This window comes from Staphylococcus hsinchuensis (assembly GCF_038789205.1).
Taxonomy (GTDB): Bacteria; Bacillota; Bacilli; order Staphylococcales; family Staphylococcaceae; genus Staphylococcus; species Staphylococcus hsinchuensis.
The window spans coordinates 1,980,657-1,998,118 of the sequence record NZ_CP128355.1 but is presented as its reverse complement, the minus strand read 5'-3'; the positions used below and the strand labels follow the sequence as shown (position 1 = coordinate 1,998,118).

Genomic DNA, 17,462 nt, shown 5'->3' with positions numbered 1-17,462 from the left:
ACGAGTGACAAATACATTTTAGTTTGTTTTATGTTCACATGGGGACAGTGTGTCATATATGCTTGTAAATGTTTGTTGCTTTAATATAAAAACTGTTGAAATTCAAATTCAGTGTAAATGATTAAATATGGCTCTTGGAATTATTTTCTGGAGCCATTTTCTATTTGGAAAGTGAGGTGAACGTGTTGGAGCAGTTTTATCAATTAGGGTGGACACTTGATTCTGCAGGAGGCGCATCTGGTGAAGCTTACATGGCCGAACAAGATGGACAAAAGCTATTCTTAAAAAGAAATTCTAATCCTTTTATAGCGGCATTATCTGCCGAAGGAATCGTACCGAAACTAGTATGGACGAAACGTATTGAAACTGGAGAGGTTGTCACAGCGCAACATTGGAAAAACGGTAGAGAGCTTGCTTTTAACGAAATGAAAGAAAATCGTGTCGCTTTATTGTTAAAAAAGATACACAATTCTAAAACTTTATTAAACATGCTTAAAAGAATGGAAATGGAACCTATCACACCTGAAATAATGTTGAATAAGATTAATGCCTCGTTGTCACGCGAAGTACTTACGCATCATGTGACAAGGAAGGCGCTTACTTATTTAGAAGACAATATACCTGATATGGATCCTCGCTTTTTCACCGTCGTTCATGGCGATGTAAACCACAACAATTGGTTACTTTCTGATCGAGATGAACTTTATTTGGTTGATTGGGAAGATGCCATGATTGCCGACCCTGCAATTGATTTAGGTATGCTGCTTTACAACTACGTTCCTGAAAGAAACTGGGCACAGTGGTTAGAAGAATATGGAGTAAAAGATTCAATTGAATTACAAAAGAGAATGAAATGGTACACAGCTATTCAAGCCATAGGAATGATTCAATGGTATGAAGAACAGAAACGTTACAAAGACATGAATATGTGGTTGAAATTTTTAAATGATATGATGAATCATAATGCATTTATATAAGGAGTAATATTAATGAGAGTGCGATACAAACCATGGGCTGAAGATTATTTGAAATCTCATCCAGAGATTGTAGATATGGATGGTGCACATGCAGGTAAGATAAGTGATTGGTTTGAAAAAGAACAACCGATTTATATAGAAATTGGTTCAGGTAAAGGCCAATTCATCACAACTTTAGCAGAACAACATCCTGAAATTAATTTTATTTCTATGGAACGTGAAAAAAGTGTCATGGTAAACGTTTTACAGAAAGTATTTGATTTAGGATTAACAAATATCAAATTAATTTGTAATGATGCGATAGAATTAAATGAATATTTTAAAGATGAAGAAGTTTCTCGTATCTATTTAAACTTTTCTGATCCATGGCCTAAAAAACGACATGCCAAACGTCGTTTAACATATCATACGTATTTAGCACGTTATAAACAAATATTAAAGAAAGATGGAGAAATCCATTTTAAAACAGATAATCGTGGTCTGTTTGCGTATAGTTTAGAAAGCATGTCGCAATTTGGTATGTATTTCACGAAAATGAATTTAAATTTACATGAAGAAGATATAGAAGAAAATATCGTCACTGAATATGAGAAAAAGTTTTCCGAAAAAGGTTCTCGTATTTACCGAATGGAAGCTAAATTCCATGAATAACATTTGTAAAGAGGCTGGGACAAAAATAGTTGTCTCAGCTTCTTTGTCGATTATACAGTAGATGACTGAATTGTAAATGCGCTTATATCAAGCTTTTCCAATCCTAGTCATCCTTGCCGGGGTGGGACTACGAAATCTCTATTAGAAAATTCGATTTCTGTCCCGCTCCCTCTTTTTATTTATATTAAATTAGGTAAATGTAAATATATAGTATTTGATTTCGTTATGTGATAGTTATAATCAATATTTAAAAATTTAAGCAAACATTATATAGAATGTTTTACCTCCCGTCATTATTATATTAATATGTTAATAAAGTGTTACGTAATTGGAAATATTCAAGGGGGTATGTGAGATGAAGTTAGGACAATTTGAAATTAATTATGTGAATGGTGGCATCACTCAGATGGATGGGGGAGCCATGTTTGGTGTCGTTCCTAAAGCACTGTGGTCCAAAAAATATCCTGTTAAGGATAAGAATCAGATTCCTTTACCAACACATCCTATATTAATTCAAACAGGTGATAAAAATATATTAATTGATAGTGGCATCGGTAAAGATAAACTTACAGATAAAGAACGCCGCAACTTCGGGGTAGACTATGAGAGTGATATAGATGCAAGTTTAAAAGCATTTTCACTGACAACAGCAGATATAGATATTGTGTTAATGAGCCATATGCATTTTGATCATGCTGCAGGGTTAACATATTCAAACGGTGACTCAGTATTTGAAAATGCTATTCACGTATTACAACAAGATGAATGGCATGAATTCCAAAGTCCGAATATGCGTAGTCAATCTACTTATTGGCCTAAAAATAACGGGGATTTCAAAAACAATTTAATATTATTTGAAAAAGAAATTGAAATTTATCCAGGTATAAAGATGATACACACAGGCGGACATAGTTATGGTCACAGTATTATTACTATAGAGAGTAATGGAGAAAAAGCAGTCCATATGGCAGATATCTTTCCTACGACAGCCCATAAAAATCCATTATGGGTAACGGCATACGATGATTATCCACTACAATCCATTCGAGAAAAAGAACGCCGAATAACGAATTATATTATGGATAATTTCTGGGTTTTTGTTTTATCATGATGCAACTTATTTTGCAGTTAAATTTAATAAAGCAAATTCAAAAGAAATCGAATCATATATTCAAAGAGAATCTTAGTATGAGTAGGGTTTAATTTTTATAAAATGATACGGTTTTAGTACTGTCATCATAAATATAAAAGATTGCATTTTAAAATGAGCCTGAGAAACGATAAAGTATCCCGGGCTCATTACCATTTCTTGTTGATAAATTATTTTGAATAAACAAACTCGTCAATCCACATTATCAGTTTCATGACGAGTAAATATACATGTAAGCTTATTTGAAATGGGTGTCGTATTCGCACACAAGTTAAGAAGTACGTTCAATAATATCGATGATTTCACCGTTGTTGGCATCAGCATAGAAATCATAATACGTGCGTTTATCATTTGATTGCGTTGTAATACCACCTTGGTAAACCGTAAATGTACCTTCACTTGTTTCATATGTTACGGTTTCATTTAATATGTATGAGCCGACAACATTTCTGAAATATGTTTTAACTTCTGCTAACGTCTTTTCGGATTGAAAGACATGATGGTGTAATTGTCGATGAATTAAATACATCACACCGATAATAGATAGAAATGAAAAAATAAAGGTAAAGTACCACTTCATTTTACTGAACATAACAGTTCTACCCCCTAAAAAGTCATATTTATAGTTTACCACAATGAAGATGCTATAATAAAGATAAGGAGTGAGCGAACGTGACTATTGATTTTAATAAAACAATTAAGAGAATGCAGACATTAACAGAATTACATGGTGCTCCAGGGTTCGAAGATGATGTTAAATCATATTTAATAAAAGAGATGGAACCTTGCGTCGATGAGTTTGTTTATAACCGAATGGGCGGGTTTTATGGCGTGAAGAAATCAAATAAACAAAACGCAAAAAAAGTAATGGTTGCTGCACACATGGATGAAGTTGGATTCATGGTGACGCATATAACCCCACAAGGTTTATTACATTTCACTAATTTAGGCGGTGTCGCAAATGATATTTGGCAAGGACAACGCTTAAAAGTAAAGACACGCGAAGACGAAGAAATTATCGGAATTGTATCTAATATACCTAAACACTTTAGATCCGGTAATGAAGGTGCACCTAAGATTGAAGATTTGATGTTGGATATAGGTTGTGACTCAGAATCAGAAGTCCTTTCACGTGGTATACAGATTGGAGATTCAATCGTTCCTGAAACACCGTTTACACAGTTATCTGAATACCGTTATGCTAGTAAAGCATGGGATAATCGCTATGGTTGTTTAATTGCCCTAGAACTATTAGAGTCATTACAAGGAGAAACGTTAGATTTCGATTTATATGTGGGTGCAAATGTACAAGAGGAAGTAGGTCTCAGAGGTGCACGCCCAGCAGCCGAATTAGTCGATCCTGACGTTGCTTTTGTAGTAGATTGTTCACCAGCCAATGATATGAAGGGAAGTCAACGTCTCTCAGGTACATTAGGAGCTGGAACGTTAATTAGACTTAAGGACGGGACGATGATACTCAAGCCTTCATTTAGAGACTATTTAATGCGTTTGGTAGAACAACATGATATCAATTACCAATATTACATTTCACCAGGTGGAACAGATGGTGGAGAAATTCATAAAGCAAATATTGGCGTACCGACAGCTGTGATTGGTGTATGTGCTAGATATATCCATAGCACAAATGCAGTATTTGATATTAGAGATTATCACTCAGCTCGACAATTATTAATTCAATCAGTTACGCAATTGGATGATAAACAAATAGAACATTTACAATATCAATAAGATTTAGGAGAGAGAATATGAAAGCATTAGAAAATGAACAACAATTTAATGAATTGAAACAACAAAAGACAGTATTTCTTTTCACTGCAGATTGGTGCCCTGATTGTAAAGTCATCGAACCAGATTTACCTCAATTAGAGGAAAAGTATGATTCATATCATTTTGTATCTGTAGATAGAGATCAATTTATGGATATTTGTATTGAACATGGCATTATGGGCATCCCAAGTTTTTTAGTATATCGAAACAATGAACAAATAGGCTCGTACATTGGGAAAGAACGCAAATCTATCGAGCAAATAGATGAATTTTTATCTAGTTTATAATGTCTAGTATAAATTTTAAAAGTAAATGATGGGGGTTTGTTGGAAAAATTTATTTATTTAAGTAGAGATGAGTAATGATTCATTATCTACAGACAAATCCCTACAATTTACTTTTTTTCTGTTACTAGCTTATTATTTATTGTAAACTATATTAAGGCACGTAAATAGGAGTGTTATCAATGAATGTCTTTCAAATGAGAGATAAGCTTAAAGAACGTTTAAGTCATTTAAATGTGAAATTTAGTTATAATCGCGAAGAAGAAACATTACGTATTTCAAGAGAAGATAACGGTAAAGGTGTAACCGTTAAACTTGATACAATTGTAGCTAAATATAAAGAACAAAAGGAAAATATCGTAGACGAAATTGCATATTATGTTACTGAAGCTATTGGTCAAATGAAAGATCAAGATATTTCAGAACTTGAAAACATAGAAGTAATGCCAGTATTAAGATCACCAAGTTTTGACAAAAAAGATAAAAACGGTGTTCCATTTGTTATCGAATGTCATACTGCAGAAACAAATATATATTATGCTGTTGACTTAGGTAAGTCATACCGTTTAATAAATGAAAAAATGTTGGAACAAATGAATTTAACACAACAACAATTAAAAGAAATGGCTTTATTCAACGTCAGAAAATTAGACAATAAATACAAAACTGATGAAGTTAAAGGTAATATTTTCTACTTTGTTAATTCAAATGATGGTTATGATGCGAGTCGCATATTGAATACCCAATTCTTAAATGAAATTCAACAACAGTGCGAAGGTGAAATGTTAGTTGCCGTACCACATCAAGATGTATTGATTATTGCTGATATACGAAACAAAACAGGTTATGATGTTATGGCACATTTAACAATGGAGTTTTTCACTAAAGGATTAGTGCCGATTACTTCATTATCATTTGGTTACGATCAAAGTCACTTTGAACCTATATTTATTCTAGGTAAAAATAACAAACAAAAAAGAGATCCGAATGTTATTCAAAGATTAGAAGCAACAAGAAAACAATATCAAAATAAAGATAAGCATTAAGGAGTTTTAAATATGAATTTATTTTATAATAAAGAAGCAGTAGGAGATGTAGCTTTTTTACAAATTGATCCTACACCAGGTGAATTTAGTTACGAAACTAAAGGAGATGTAGTGGAAATCACACGTGAAAGTCAAGTAGTTGGCTATAACATCTTCAACGTTTCTCAACACGTAGAAATTAATGGAAATGGACATATCAAACTCACAGAATCATTGCTCAATGGGCTACAACAGTTAATTAAAAATGCTGGATTTAATTATGAACTAGACGCTGATTTATCACCCAAATTTATAGTTGGATATGTAGAAACGAAAGAAAAACATCCAGACGCTGATAAATTGAGTGTATTAAATATAGATGTAGCAACTGAAAAGTTACAAATTGTTTGTGGTGCACCGAATGTTGAAGCGGGTCAAAAGGTAGTCATTGCTAAGGTAGGCGCAGTAATGCCTAGTGGTATGGTGATTAAAGATGCGAAACTCAGAGGCGTAGAGTCAAGTGGTATGGTATGTTCTATGAAAGAATTGAACTTGCCGAATGCACCGCAAGAAAAAGGAATTATGGTGTTATCTGATGATTACAAAGTGGGACAACCATTTTTTGAAGAATAAAAGGAGGTCATGCACGAATGAGCTGGTTCGATAAGCTATTTGGAGAAGATAATGATTCTAGCAATAGTTATCTTAATAAGAGAAACCAACGACGTCAAAGAGCTAATGAACGCGAGAGACATGACTCATTACATTCGCAAAATAACGATGTATACGAGAGACCTAGAGGTAAATTTAGATTTCCCATCAATGGTTTAGATGAGACGGAAGGTTCTCATCATAATGACGAGGTGAATGAATCTACTTCATACAGACACGAACAGACAGAACCTGACTTTATGAGTGATCAAGGTCAACGTAGACGCCGTAGACAAAGCAATGAGGCAGATTCAACATCACAGAATAATCGTAACAATAGTAGTTATACATCGACTAAACGCAAACAATCTAGTATAGAGCATAAGCCTAAACAACACAAAGGCACAAGAATGCGTATACAAACAGACGCTTTACGTGCGAGTAGTAATACGAAACAAAATCGTTCAAAACCTTTGTATCATCAACGAGAGTTTAAAGCGAGCGAAGTACCGTCAGCTATTTTCGGTACGAAGACGCCTAAACCGCTTAAAGCAGGTAAGATTGTAACTTCTAACAACTCTGAAGACACTTCGGATTCTAAACAACAAGAAACGAAAAGAGATTACAGTAGCACTGGGCATTCAAAAACTTCATCTTCTGAAAGCAATCGCAGTGAAGTACGTCAACAACATTCAGAAACGTCAAACACTTCGAATAAACAAGGGACACCAGAAGGTAAGAACAATACGATAAATATTGAAAATATTTACGCGTCACAAATTGTTGAAGAAATTCGTAGAGAACGTGAACGCAAAGTTAACCAGAAAAAGCAATTTAAAAAGGCTTTACAACAAAAGCGTCAACAATATCAACAAAACGATTCTGATAGTATACAAAAAGCGATTGATGAAATGTATGCAAAACAAGCGAAAGATTATTTAGGTGAAAGTTCTTTAGATGACCTAGAATTAGATGATATTGATTCACAAAACGATGAACAACATAATTCAACACAAAGTGAAACAAATACATTACATGAATCAAATCATGCAAATGATGCGTCACAGCATGAAGGTGGACAATATTCACCATTTAATTATGAAGAAGTTGACTTAGATAATGTAAGTAACGTACATACAGATGCAAACGAAACACAAATTATTGAAGACGTTGAAGACGAGAATAATGAGCAAGATTCTGTAGAAACATCCTCAAATAATGAGGACACGGAATCAAATCATTCAGAACAATCTCATTTAGAAGAAGTGCAATTATCTAATCCTCAACAAACAAATACGGAAAATGGTACTACTTCTACAACGAATATTGATGAAAATATAACAGACAATCAATATTCAGAATCTAATACTTCACCAGAAAATGAAGTAACTGAGGCAAATTATCGAGAAATTGATGAATCTTCAAGCAATAAACAACACGATGAGGATTCAGATATTCATGAAACTTCATCGAAAGAAGAAACTGATGGTGAAAACATATCTAACGACCAATTAACAGAAAACACTCAAACTTCTGAGTTTAAAGAAGATAATTCAGAAACATCTAATTTAACAGAAGAACAAAGTACTGGAAGTGAACATTCATCGCATGTTGTTTCAGAAACACCGACATCCGATATTGATTTAGTTGATAATGATAATGATTCTAATAACGATGAAACAGATGAACGCTCTGAAAACATAAACCAAAATGAAGAAACACAATCGCAGTACGAAAGTACAAAACATCACAGTGAAAATCAACCTCAAGCAACGGAATCATCTATCGTTAATAATTCGCATGATACTGCATCAAATCAGCAATCTTCAGATGTTGAAAATGCAAAAAATAATGAAAAATCAACGGAACCACGAACATCGAAAGAACAACCAAATTCAAATATTAAGAAACGTCCTAAGAAGAGTGGGGGTAGCCCGTTCAATGTTGTAATGACGCCTTCAGATAAGAAACGCATGATGGATGCACAAAAAGAAAAATATATTTCACAACATAAAGATATTTCAAATAACCTCGTAGACCAACAACAAGAAGAATCGAATGAAACAATGTCGGTTGAAGACGATTCAGATAAAGATAAAAATGAGCCACCAAGTCAAAATAAGGCAAATCTTGAAAAACCAAGCAGTGGAACAACTTCTTCTACACAAGAAAAACAGAAGGTAACTGAGCCGCCACTAAAACCAGAAGTTTCAAATCAACAAGCAGTTGAACATTCGGTAGAACAAACCGTTGAACAACCATCGCAAGATTCTCAAAATAAAAATTCATTAAGAAAAGGTCCAATGATTCAACTACCAAGTACAACTCTTCTAGAAGAGCCAGAAGAAATCAAGGTAGATAATGAGTGGATTGAAGAAAAGAAACAAGAACTTAATGAAGCATTTTATTACTTTAATGTACCAGCAGAAGTCCAAAATGTTACAGAAGGACCAAGTGTGACACGTTTCGAACTTTCTGTTGAAAAAGGTGTGAAAGTGTCACGTATTACTGCATTACAAGATGATATAAAGATGGCTTTAGCAGCAAAAGATATTAGAATAGAAGCACCGATACCGGGTACGAGTCTAGTTGGTATCGAAGTGCCCAACCAATCATCGACAAAAGTTAACTTGCGTTCGATTATTGAATCACCAAGTTTTAAAAATGCTGAGTCCAAATTAACAGTTGCTATGGGTTATCGTATAAATAACGAACCACTGTTGATGGATATAGCTAAGACACCGCATGCACTTATAGCAGGCGCAACAGGTTCAGGTAAATTTGTATGTATCAACAGTATTCTTATGTCATTGCTTTATAAAAACCATCCAGAAGAGTTAAAGTTATTACTCATAGATCCTAAGATGGTTGAATTAGCGCCATATAATGATTTACCACATTTAGTGTCACCTGTAATTACAGACGTAAAAGCAGCTACACAAAGTCTTAAATGGGCTGTCGATGAAATGGAACGTCGTTACAAAGTATTTGCGAAATACCATGTACGAAATATTTCAGCATTTAATAAAAAAGCACCATATGAAGACAGAATGGCGAAAATCGTTATCGTTATCGATGAGCTTGCCGATTTAATGATGATGGCACCACAAGAAGTTGAACAATCTATTGCACGTTTAGCACAAAAAGCACGTGCAAGTGGTATCCATATGTTAGTTGCTACACAACGACCTTCTGTAAATGTCATAACTGGATTAATCAAAGCAAACATTCCAACTAGAATTGCATTTATGGTATCATCAAGCGTAGATTCACGTACTATTTTAGATAGTGGTGGCGCTGAACGTTTATTAGGTTATGGTGACATGCTTTATTTAGGTAATGGTATGAATAAACCAATCCGCGTTCAAGGTACATTTGTTTCAGACGATGAAATAGATGATGTAGTAGACTATATAAAACAACAACGTGAACCTGAATATTTATTTGAAGAAAAAGAGCTCCTTAAGAAGACTGAAGCACAACCACAAGACGAATTATTCAATGATGTTTGTCAATTTATGGTTCGAGAAGGACATATTTCTACGTCATTAATTCAAAGACAATTCCAAATCGGATATAATAGAGCAGCAAGAATCGTAGACCAACTTGAACAATTAGGTTATGTTTCAGGTGCAAATGGTTCTAAACCGCGAGATGTGTATATGACAGAAGCTGATTTAAATGACACATAAAGATAAATAAACAATAAATAAGGAGTGGTAAAATGACGCATTATCATTTTGTTGGAATTAAAGGATCAGGTATGAGTTCTTTAGCCCAAATTATGCATGATCTTGGAAATAAAGTACAAGGTTCAGATATTGAAAATTACGTATTTACAGAAGTTGCGTTAAAAAATAATGGTATTGAAATCTTACCGTTTGATCCAAATAATATTAAAGAAGATATGGTGGTTATTCAAGGTAACGCCTTTCCTGATACACATGAAGAAATTGTTAAGGCACATGAGTTAAAGCTTGATGTTATTCGTTATCATGATTTCCTAGGACATGTGATTAATCAATTTATTTCCGTCGCTGTAACTGGTGCCCATGGGAAAACATCAACAACTGGTTTGTTATCACATGTGATGAATGGTGACAAGAAAACATCATTCCTAATTGGAGATGGAACTGGTCTTGGAATTCCAGCTAGTGACTACTTTGCCTTTGAAGCGTGTGAATACCGTAGACATTTCTTAAGCTATCACCCTGATTATGCAATTATGACAAATATCGACTTTGATCACCCAGATTATTTTAAAGACATAAATGACGTTGTAGATGCCTTTCAAGAGATGGCACGAAACGTTAAAAAAGCAATTATTGCTTGGGGTGAAGATGAGCATTTAAGAAATTTAGATTTTGAGGTACCTGTGTATTACTACGGATTCTCTGAAAATGATGATATCTATGCTAATAACATTCAAATAAGTGAAAAAGGTACTCAATTCGATGTTTATATAAAAAATGAATATTTCGATACTTTCATTTCACCACAATTTGGTGATCATAACATTTTAAATAGTTTAGCCGTAATTACTATTTGTTATTTAGAAGATTTAAATATTGAAAATATTAAAGAAGCGCTTGAAACTTTCGGCGGTGTTAAACGTAGATTTAATGAGACAAAAGTAGGTAAACAAGTACTCGTCGATGATTATGCACATCATCCAAGAGAAATTAGTGCTACAATTGAATCTGCGAGAAAGAAATACCCACAAAAAGAAGTAGTCGCTGTCTTCCAACCACATACATTTAGCCGTACGCAAGCATTTTTAGACGAATTTGCTGAGTGTTTAAATACAGCTGATAAAACTTACTTATGTGATATTTTCGGTTCAATAAGAGAAAATAATGGTGAGTTAACAATTCAAGATTTATTGCAAAGAATTGATAATGCCGAACTCATCGATGAATCGACTGTAAATGTCTTAGAACAATACGATGATGCTGTTATTTTATTTATGGGCGCTGGTGATATTCAAAAAATTCAGCGTGCATATATGGAAAATATAGGTGTTTCCACCTCATTTTAATATGTTTATGTTAAAATGAATTGGGTATTTATATTAAATAACAAGATATGTTTATTAGGAGGCGTTTTAAAATGGAATGGATTTTACCCATAGCTGGAATTATTGCGGCAATTGCTTTTTTAATCTTAGTCATTGGAATCGTAGTCGTATTAATTTCAGTTAAGAAAAATTTAGATCATGTTGCTAAAACTCTTGATGGGGTTGAGGGACAAATTCAAGGTATTACACGTGAATCAACGGATTTACTTCACAAAGCTAACCGCTTAACTGAAGATATCCAAGACAAATCAGATCGTTTAAATTCAGTTGTTGATGCAGTTAAAGGTATCGGTAACTCAGTTCAAACTTTAAATGGTTCTGTAGACAGAGTTACAAACTCAATTACGCACAATATTTCTCAAAACGAAGACAAAATTTCTCAAGTTGTTCAATGGTCAAATGTAGCAATGGAAGTTGCTGATAAATGGCAAAACAGAAGAGATCGTAGAAATAGTGCAAATTATAAAGCGGACAGTGTAGCAAATGAAACAAATTATTCAAGCGAGTCAAATTACTCAAATGATAGAAGAGCTTACTCAAATGAGTCAACTCATTCAAATGAATCAAACCAAAGCTATACAACACGCGTAAACAAAAAATAAATCATATACTTAAACAAACAAATGCACTTAAATGAGGGTAGTACTTATTTAAGTGCTTTTGTTATAGGAGGCTATCTTTTATGAAATATTATAATCGTGATAATTATGAAAGAAATAACTATGAAGGCAATTTTGAAAGTTATGAAGTACCAGAAAATTTTTCAGAAGGACCACGTAATGTATTTGTCTATGGTTTTATCGTAGGGGCTGTACTTGGTTCAGCGATTGGCATTGTTTCATTAAATAAACCTAAAAAACGTGAAAAACCTTCTGACAAAGCATACAATTCAAACATCATTGCTCAATCAGAACAAGATAAATTAGAAGCTGATAAGCAAGTTGATCACATTAAATCTAGTGTAAATGGAGCACAACGTAAAGACAACCCAGAATTAGAAGCGCAGAAATCTGCTATTCAACAAGAATCTGCAAGCAGTAATTTAGCTGATAATTCACCAAATCCTCAACACGATGAAAATAAACAACTTAATGCGGATGAAAGTAAATCAGATTCAAAAGATACTGAAGCATCACATATTAATTCAAATTCTACACCTTCAACAGACGAATACAATGCACAACAGCAGGCAATTAAAGAAGAGGTTGCTGAAGATGATGCTAAACATTCAGATAGTAACGCCTCTGATTCAAAACATACTGGTGCTAAAGTAGCAGCTGCTACAGGTGGAACAGTTGCTGCGGCTTCAGTTGCAAAAGCAGCGAGTGATAAAAAAGATGCAATGCATTCAGATGATAAAGTTGTAGAAGACACTAAAAAAGCCCAAACAACAAATGAAATCAACAGTAAGAATGACAAAGATGTACCTAACTTAGTTACTGAAGATGATAAAAAGCAAAATTCTAAAAAATCAGCAGCTGTAGCAACAGGTGCAATTACAGCATCTAGCCTTGCTTTAGCGGCAAAAAATAAAAATAATGCTTTATCAAAAGATAGCCAAGTAGCTAAAAAAACTGAGAACTTATTAAAACCTGAAGCAATCAAATTAGGTAAGAAAAAAGATGTACCTAACTTAGTTACATCTAGTGCTAGCACTGCTGGTGTTTCAAATGATAAAGTGAATAACACACCAGATAAAGAACAATCTGCGCAACCGGCACCAGCTGAAAGACGTGTAAAACAAACACACGAATCAGCAACATTCAACAATGGTATCATTACACATAATAAAGCAGGAGCTTCTGAAAACAATTCGACTGTAAATGAATCTAACAAAGAGCAAAATTCAGCTGAAGCAAAAAATAATGAACCTGTTTATAAAAAGAATAGACCACAATCAACAAAAGCTGAAAAAGCTGAAAGCAAAATCGAGAAAAGAACATTTAACGATTAATAATATTAAATAATTACTTCTGCCTGAGACAGGTCACTGTCTCAGGCTATTTTTATAAACAATAGATTCGCTAAATAATTTTAAAGATTTTGCTAAAAATATATCTTTATTCATATGTAAAAAGTAGGGTATTTGACAATTTCTATTTGAATATGACTGAAAATTCAGTTATTATTAAGTGTACCCGTTCCAAATATATTTTATATTCTGACTTGAACTTATATACGGTTCTTGTTAGAATGTTTTTTAACATTTATTTTATCGCTTTAAAGCGAAACAAAATATTTAAATTTTCATAGAGGTGAGTAAAAATGACGGACAGATTACAAGAACTGAGAGAAGAAATTGTTGGGATTAATGATGAAATACTTACGCTTTTATCTAAAAGAGGGAAGCTCGCACAACAAATAGGTCAGGAAAAACGTAAACAAGGTACAGTCGTTTATGACCCACAACGTGAAAAAGAAATGATTAATCAATTATTAGATAAAAATGAAGGCCCATTTAACGACAACGTGATAAAACAATTATTTAAAGAAATTTTTAAAGCCTCTACTGATTTACAAAAATCAGAAAACGAAAAGCATTTATATGTATCAAGAAAGTTAAAACCTGAAGATACAATCGTTCAATTTGATAATGGTGGTATCATTGGTGACGGTAACAAGTCATTCGTATTTGGACCATGTTCAGTTGAATCTCAGGAGCAAGTAGATAAAGTGGCTGCTGATTTACAGGCAAAAGGCGAGAAGTTCATTAGAGGTGGCGCATTCAAACCGAGAACATCACCATATGATTTCCAAGGACTTGGTGAAGAAGGATTAAAAATACTTAAAAATACAAAAGAGAAATACAACTTGAATGTTGTTAGTGAAATTGTAAATCCAGCTGACTTCGAAATCGCTGATCAATACTTAGATGTATTCCAAATCGGCGCACGTAACATGCAGAACTTTGAACTATTAAAAGAAGCTGGTCGTACAAACAAACCAGTCCTATTAAAACGAGGACTTTCAGCAACGATTGACGAATTTATTTTTGCTGCAGAGTACATCGCATCTCAAGGTAATGAAAATATCATCTTATGTGAACGCGGTATTCGAACTTACGAAAAAGCGACACGTAATACATTAGATATTTCAGCTGTTCCTATTTTAAAACAAGGCACGCATTTACCAGTATTTGTTGACGTCACGCATAGTACTGGACGTAAGGATATTATGTTGCCAACAGCAAAAGCTGGTTTAGCAGTAGGTGCTGATGGTATTATGGCCGAAGTACATCCTGATCCATCTGTAGCATTAAGTGATAGTGGTCAACAAATGGACCTAGATGAGTTCAATACATTCTACAATGAATTAAGACCACTTGCTGATATGTATAATAATAAACAATTAAAATAATAGATATTGAACTAAATCAACAATACATCTACTTAATTTAAAATTTTTCTATCCTTATCACATGTTCGAAATGCTTGTGATAAGGATATTTATTTTATAAATAAGTAACTTTACAAGAGCATTTTAAAGGTAAATTTGACATAACCATGACAACTAAGTCAAATTTATTTGATTACTTCACAAAATGTGATAAACTTTGAAAAGTCATGAAAACAGGATATAATAGTAAATAAAACGCTTACAAGGAGGAAAATATGACAGTCACTATATATGACGTTGCACGTGAAGCACGTGTTTCGATGGCAACTGTATCAAGAGTTGTAAATGGTAACCATAACGTTAAACCGCAAACCCGAGATAAAGTAAATGAAGTTATAAAGAAATTAAATTATCGTCCTAATGCCGTTGCAAGAGGGTTAGCTAGTAAACGCACGACAACTGTAGGCGTGATCATTCCTGACATATCAAACGTATACTATTCTCAACTTGCACGCGGTTTAGAAGACATCGCAACGATGTATAAATATCACACAATTATTTCTAATTCGGATAATGATCCACAAAAAGAAAAAGAGATTTTTAATAACTTATTAAGTAAACAAGTTGATGGCATCATCTTTTTAGGTGGTACGATTTCTGAAGAAATCAAAGAAATTATAAATAAATCTTCTGTACCTGTAGTCGTTTCTGGTACTAATGGAAAAGACGATGGTATTGCTTCAGTTAACATTGATTTTAAAGCGGCAGCCGAAAAAACTACGCAACACTTAATTGACAAAGGTGCTAAAACGTTTGCATTTGTTGGAGGAGAATACTCTAAGAAAGCTCAAGAAGAAGTACTCATGGGCTTAAAAAACGTTTTATCACAGCATCAATTAACATTAGATGATGATCATATATATAACGGTAATGAAACGTATAAAGATGGCATCAAAGCTTTTGAAGCTTTAAAGAAATATAAACCTGATGCAATTTTATCTATTAGTGATGAGCAAGCAATCGGACTCGTTTATGCAGCACATGATGTTGGGGTTGAAGTACCTGAATCATTACAAATTATTAGTTTTAATAATACGCGTTTAGTTGAGATGGTACGTCCACAGTTATCAAGTGTCATTCAACCATTGTATGATATAGGTGCGGTTGGAATGAGATTACTGACTAAATATATGAATGAAGAAGACATTGAAGAGCCTAATGTAATCTTGCCACATCGAGTTGAATACAGAGGTACAACAAAATAATTTGATATTCTAGATTTATCTTACTCATTTAGCAAGTAAAAGCGATGATTTCACTGTTTTATAAAATCATCGCTTTTTTATATACATTTATAAATTACTCAAACCAACTTTTTACTTGTAATGCATGCTTACGATTGGTTTGAGATATTTCGTCTTTTCTCGGAATCATTTGGTAGTTTGTCAATTCATCTTTCCAGACTGTTGGAAGGGGACATGTCGCATAACTTTGCCATTTATTTAACCATCGTTCAGGCAAATTCCGGTCTTGAGGTGGCTCATTAATCAATGCTAAAAATACATGACTCCATGCACGTGGTACAACTTCCCATATATTATAACCACCGCCTCCGAACATCATCACTTTACCTTCCGTATATTTGTCAGCTAATTCTTTAATCATATAAGGTATTTGATATAGTGCATCTAAAGTGCAATTCATATGTGTAAGTGGGTCTAAATAATGGATATCTGTACCATGCACACTGAGTATAATATCTGGCTTAAAGGTAGCAATTACTGGTTCAATCGTTGTTTTGAATGACTCAATAAACGATTGATCTTCAGTGTAAGGTTCTAGTGGCACATTCACTGTGTAGCCGTAGCCTGTTTCACTTCCCCGTTCTGTATAATGGCCCGAACCAGGAAATAGAAATTTACCTGTTTCATGAATGGAATAATTTAATATATGGTTGTTTGTATAAAAACTCCATTGTGTGCCATCTCCATGATGGGCATCTGTGTCGATACAAAGCACACGTTGATTGTAGTTCTGTTGTAAATAAGCTGCAGTAATTGCAACATCATTATAAATACAAAAGCCATTGGCACGACCTGGTAAACTGTGATGTAAACCGCCACCTAAATGACACCCATTTGTCAATTTACCTTCCATAATTAAATCAGCGAGATTAAGCGCGCCACCAACGATACGAGCTGAATGTCTGTGCATCATACGAAACTGAATGGTTTCTTCGCCATCTAAACCATATTTCTTCGCTTCTGATTCACTTAAAATACCATGAGAAGCATGACGTATTGCCTGTATATAATCATGTGTGTGAATTAAACCTATTTCTTTATCGGTAGCTATACGAGGTTGGATGATTTGTGTTTCCTTTAATGCACCTAACTCTAATAATAATTCGGTTGTTAATTTTAATCTCATTTGATTGAAGGGATGACTGTTATTAAAGCGATATTGTAAAATTGCGTTTGAATAAACATACCCCGTTGTTTGTTTTACGTTGTTCATGACATA

At 33.8% G+C, this 17,462-nt stretch carries 14 protein-coding genes and 1 pseudogene; 13 read left to right on the top strand and 2 right to left on the bottom strand.

Translation table 11 applies throughout. The annotated features are described in order from the left end of the window. Positions 1-185: 185 nt before the first annotated feature. The 3 genes and pseudogenes from QQM35_RS09880 (at position 186) to QQM35_RS09870 (ending at position 2,815) form a co-directional block, all read left to right on the top strand. Positions 186-977, top strand: a complete 792-nt coding sequence (locus tag QQM35_RS09880) for a phosphotransferase family protein (protein ID WP_251519760.1) — start codon at positions 186-188, stop codon at positions 975-977. A 12-nt stretch (positions 978-989) separates the two neighbouring features. Then, the gene (trmB, locus tag QQM35_RS09875; protein ID WP_251942771.1) at positions 990-1,628 is read left to right on the top strand and encodes a tRNA (guanosine(46)-N7)-methyltransferase TrmB; all 639 of its coding nucleotides are present in this window, start codon (positions 990-992) and stop codon (positions 1,626-1,628) included. 355 nt (positions 1,629-1,983) lie between these two features. Further along, positions 1,984-2,815 (top strand): annotated as a pseudogene (locus QQM35_RS09870) (YtnP family quorum-quenching lactonase). A gap of 234 nt (positions 2,816-3,049) precedes the next feature. Here the strand turns inward: QQM35_RS09870 and QQM35_RS09865 are convergent. After that, the gene (locus QQM35_RS09865) at positions 3,050-3,370 is read right to left on the bottom strand and encodes a PepSY domain-containing protein (RefSeq protein ID WP_251519764.1); all 321 of its coding nucleotides are present in this window, start codon (positions 3,368-3,370) and stop codon (positions 3,050-3,052) included. 80 nt (positions 3,371-3,450) lie between these two features. Between QQM35_RS09865 and QQM35_RS09860 the strand changes: the two genes are divergently transcribed. The 10 genes from QQM35_RS09860 to ccpA all read left to right on the top strand — a co-directional run bounded on the left by QQM35_RS09860 (position 3,451) and on the right by ccpA (position 16,204). Beyond that, positions 3,451-4,527 carry a M42 family metallopeptidase gene (locus QQM35_RS09860; RefSeq protein ID WP_342610371.1) on the top strand — a complete coding sequence of 359 codons (1,077 nt, stop codon included), beginning with the start codon at positions 3,451-3,453 and terminating at the stop codon, positions 4,525-4,527. Positions 4,528-4,544: 17 nt separating this feature from the next. Then, positions 4,545-4,853, top strand: a complete 309-nt coding sequence (locus tag QQM35_RS09855; protein ID WP_251519768.1) for a thioredoxin family protein — start codon at positions 4,545-4,547, stop codon at positions 4,851-4,853. A gap of 179 nt (positions 4,854-5,032) precedes the next feature. Continuing rightward, positions 5,033-5,896 carry a DUF1444 domain-containing protein gene (locus tag QQM35_RS09850; RefSeq protein WP_251519770.1) on the top strand — a complete coding sequence of 288 codons (864 nt, stop codon included), beginning with the start codon at positions 5,033-5,035 and terminating at the stop codon, positions 5,894-5,896. 12 nt (positions 5,897-5,908) lie between these two features. Next, positions 5,909-6,508 carry a YtpR family tRNA-binding protein gene (gene ytpR / locus QQM35_RS09845; protein WP_251519772.1) on the top strand — a complete coding sequence of 200 codons (600 nt, stop codon included), beginning with the start codon at positions 5,909-5,911 and terminating at the stop codon, positions 6,506-6,508. 17 nt (positions 6,509-6,525) lie between these two features. After that, the gene (locus QQM35_RS09840) at positions 6,526-10,218 is read left to right on the top strand and encodes a DNA translocase FtsK (RefSeq protein ID WP_342610370.1); all 3,693 of its coding nucleotides are present in this window, start codon (positions 6,526-6,528) and stop codon (positions 10,216-10,218) included. Between the two features lie 32 nt (positions 10,219-10,250). Further along, on the top strand, positions 10,251-11,564 hold the full coding sequence (murC, locus tag QQM35_RS09835; RefSeq protein ID WP_251519776.1) for a UDP-N-acetylmuramate--L-alanine ligase: 1,314 nt from the start codon (positions 10,251-10,253) through the stop codon (positions 11,562-11,564). A gap of 71 nt (positions 11,565-11,635) precedes the next feature. Further along, positions 11,636-12,205 (top strand): DUF948 domain-containing protein, encoded by a 570-nt coding sequence (locus QQM35_RS09830; protein WP_251519778.1) that lies wholly within the window; start codon positions 11,636-11,638, stop codon positions 12,203-12,205. Between the two features lie 80 nt (positions 12,206-12,285). Beyond that, on the top strand, positions 12,286-13,557 hold the full coding sequence (locus QQM35_RS09825) for a hypothetical protein (protein WP_251942779.1): 1,272 nt from the start codon (positions 12,286-12,288) through the stop codon (positions 13,555-13,557). 311 nt (positions 13,558-13,868) lie between these two features. Further along, complete coding sequence (locus QQM35_RS09820; RefSeq protein WP_251519782.1) at positions 13,869-14,960, top strand: bifunctional 3-deoxy-7-phosphoheptulonate synthase/chorismate mutase; 1,092 nt, start codon at positions 13,869-13,871, stop codon at positions 14,958-14,960. 254 nt (positions 14,961-15,214) lie between these two features. After that, positions 15,215-16,204, top strand: a complete 990-nt coding sequence (gene ccpA / locus QQM35_RS09815) for a catabolite control protein A (protein ID WP_251519784.1) — start codon at positions 15,215-15,217, stop codon at positions 16,202-16,204. A 94-nt stretch (positions 16,205-16,298) separates the two neighbouring features. On the opposite strand, the gene QQM35_RS09810 is transcribed toward ccpA, so the two are convergent. Continuing rightward, the gene (locus QQM35_RS09810; RefSeq protein WP_342610369.1) at positions 16,299-17,456 is read right to left on the bottom strand and encodes an acetoin utilization protein AcuC; all 1,158 of its coding nucleotides are present in this window, start codon (positions 17,454-17,456) and stop codon (positions 16,299-16,301) included. Positions 17,457-17,462: the final 6 nt, after the last annotated feature.

Excerpts from the sequence above, each read along its gene's own strand:
- QQM35_RS09810 (WP_342610369.1), bottom strand. The coding sequence starts at position 17,456 with ATGAACAACGTAAAACAAACAACGGGGTATGTTTATTCAAACGCAATT.
- ytpR (WP_251519772.1), top strand. The coding sequence starts at position 5,909 with ATGAATTTATTTTATAATAAAGAAGCAGTAGGAGATGTAGCTTTTTTA.
- QQM35_RS09840 (WP_342610370.1), top strand. The coding sequence starts at position 6,526 with ATGAGCTGGTTCGATAAGCTATTTGGAGAAGATAATGATTCTAGCAAT.
- trmB (WP_251942771.1), top strand. The coding sequence starts at position 990 with ATGAGAGTGCGATACAAACCATGGGCTGAAGATTATTTGAAATCTCAT.
- QQM35_RS09825 (WP_251942779.1), top strand. The coding sequence starts at position 12,286 with ATGAAATATTATAATCGTGATAATTATGAAAGAAATAACTATGAAGGC.
- murC (WP_251519776.1), top strand. The coding sequence starts at position 10,251 with ATGACGCATTATCATTTTGTTGGAATTAAAGGATCAGGTATGAGTTCT.
- QQM35_RS09850 (WP_251519770.1), top strand. The coding sequence starts at position 5,033 with ATGAATGTCTTTCAAATGAGAGATAAGCTTAAAGAACGTTTAAGTCAT.
- ccpA (WP_251519784.1), top strand. The coding sequence starts at position 15,215 with ATGACAGTCACTATATATGACGTTGCACGTGAAGCACGTGTTTCGATG.
- QQM35_RS09865 (WP_251519764.1), bottom strand. The coding sequence starts at position 3,370 with ATGTTCAGTAAAATGAAGTGGTACTTTACCTTTATTTTTTCATTTCTA.
- QQM35_RS09830 (WP_251519778.1), top strand. The coding sequence starts at position 11,636 with ATGGAATGGATTTTACCCATAGCTGGAATTATTGCGGCAATTGCTTTT.
- QQM35_RS09820 (WP_251519782.1), top strand. The coding sequence starts at position 13,869 with ATGACGGACAGATTACAAGAACTGAGAGAAGAAATTGTTGGGATTAAT.
- QQM35_RS09855 (WP_251519768.1), top strand. The coding sequence starts at position 4,545 with ATGAAAGCATTAGAAAATGAACAACAATTTAATGAATTGAAACAACAA.